The 1,532-nt window shown below is 75.2% G+C and carries 2 protein-coding genes and 1 pseudogene; all 3 read left to right on the top strand.

Features of this window, described 5'->3' with window-relative positions; genetic code table 11:
* Positions 1–237 (top strand): annotated as a pseudogene (locus tag G3I53_RS16910) (hypothetical protein); the annotation flags it as partial.
* Positions 238–299: 62 nt separating this feature from the next.
* Positions 300–662, top strand: a complete 363-nt coding sequence (locus G3I53_RS16915; protein WP_164336639.1) for a hypothetical protein — start codon at positions 300–302, stop codon at positions 660–662.
* 4 nt (positions 663–666) lie between these two features.
* On the top strand, positions 667–1,532 hold an 866-nt coding region (locus G3I53_RS16920; protein WP_164438507.1), incomplete at its 3' end, for a caspase family protein.

A 1,532-nucleotide genomic window follows, 5' to 3' on the forward strand; every position in this document is an offset into this window, starting at 1 on the left:
CTGGCCGTGGCGCGGGCGCGGCTGGGCGCCGGCCAGCCGGCGGACGGGCCCGGGGTCGAGGCGGCCGTGGACCGCGCGCACCACCAGTGGGGCCGGATCGACGACGTGCACCGGGCGCGTGAACTCGGCCCGGAACTGGCCGCGTTGCGGACGGTGGTGCCCGGCCGGCGGGAAGGGGCGCTGGAGCATGTGCGGCGCCGGCTGGCGCGGTTGCAGGAGGTGCAGAAGCAGGGCTGAGGGGCCGGGAGGGGCGTCGGACCCCTCCCTTCGCGCCATCCGCGGTGCCATGATGGTGTGTTATGGCTGAGGGGGACGGTGTGGCCGACGCGGGCATTCGGGTGCGACTGGACGGGACGGCGAGCGAGAGCGACATCGGGGCGCTGCGCAAGTGGCTGGAGCGGGAGAAACCGCTGGACGAGCTGGTGCGCGCGGGGGAGTTACGGATCCACGAGCGGCGCCGCACGGACGAGACGGGCGCCCCGATGGGCGTCGGCATGGAGATCGTCCTGGTGATCGTGGGGGCCGGTGCGGGCGCCGTCTTCACGGAACTGGTGGATCAGGTCAAGCGGGCGGTGTCGGCCTGGCGGGCCAACCGGCGGGACGTCGAGGACGGTGAGCCGCCGGAGGGCACGGTCGATCCGGTGAACCTCGACGGCAGGTAGGCCGGTGTCCGGTTTCGACCCGCGGGGGCTGCCCAACCGGGCGCTGCTGGTGGGGGTGTCGGAGTACGAGCTGACGGAGGCGCCGCACGGCGTGCCCGGCGACCTGCCCGCCGTCAAGCACAACGTGACCCGGATGCGGGACGTGCTCGCCCGGGGCGGGGTGTTCGGCGAGGAGGAGATCAGGGTCGCCCGTTCGCCCTCCCTCGACGAGTTCGGGCGGCAGCTCAGCTCGGCCGCGCAGGAGGCCGAGGGGGTGCTGCTGTTCTACTTCGCGGGACACGGCGCCATCCCGAGCGCGGGCGACGAGCTGTTCCTGCAGATGCGCAACGCCAGCGTGATCGCGGGCGGGCACGCGGTGTTCCCCGGCGCGGAGATGTTCACCACCGTGCTGACGGTGCTGGCCACCAGCCCGGCCCGGCGGATCGTGGTGATCCTCGACTGCTGCTTCGCGGGCAACGCGGCCTGGGTGTGGGAGACCTTCCGCGACAAGCGGCGGGTGCTGCTGCTGATGAGCGTGCAGGCCAACCACCGCATCGACGCGGGCGGCCCGAGGACGGCGACGCCCTGCACCGCCGCGCTCGCGGACCTGCTCGACGAGGGCGGCGAGGCCGGCTTCCGGGACGTGTCCGAGCGCCTGCGGGCGCGGATGACCGCCGGCCCGCACCGCACCGTGCGCCAGGAGCCGTGGGAGCCGCAGTGGCGCGCGGATCCGGACATCGACGTGCTGCTGGTGGCGAAGGAACCCCGCAAGCCGGACCCGGACCCGCCCCCGCCCCCGCCGCCCGGCGGTCCCTCCCACCGCGCGGACCGGCTCCCCGCCCGGCTGGCCGCCCGCCTCACCGGACTGCTCCGGGCCTGGCGCGCCCGGCT

It is taken from the genome of Streptomyces sp. SID14436 (assembly GCF_010548465.1).
Classification (GTDB): Bacteria; Actinomycetota; Actinomycetes; order Streptomycetales; family Streptomycetaceae; genus Streptomyces.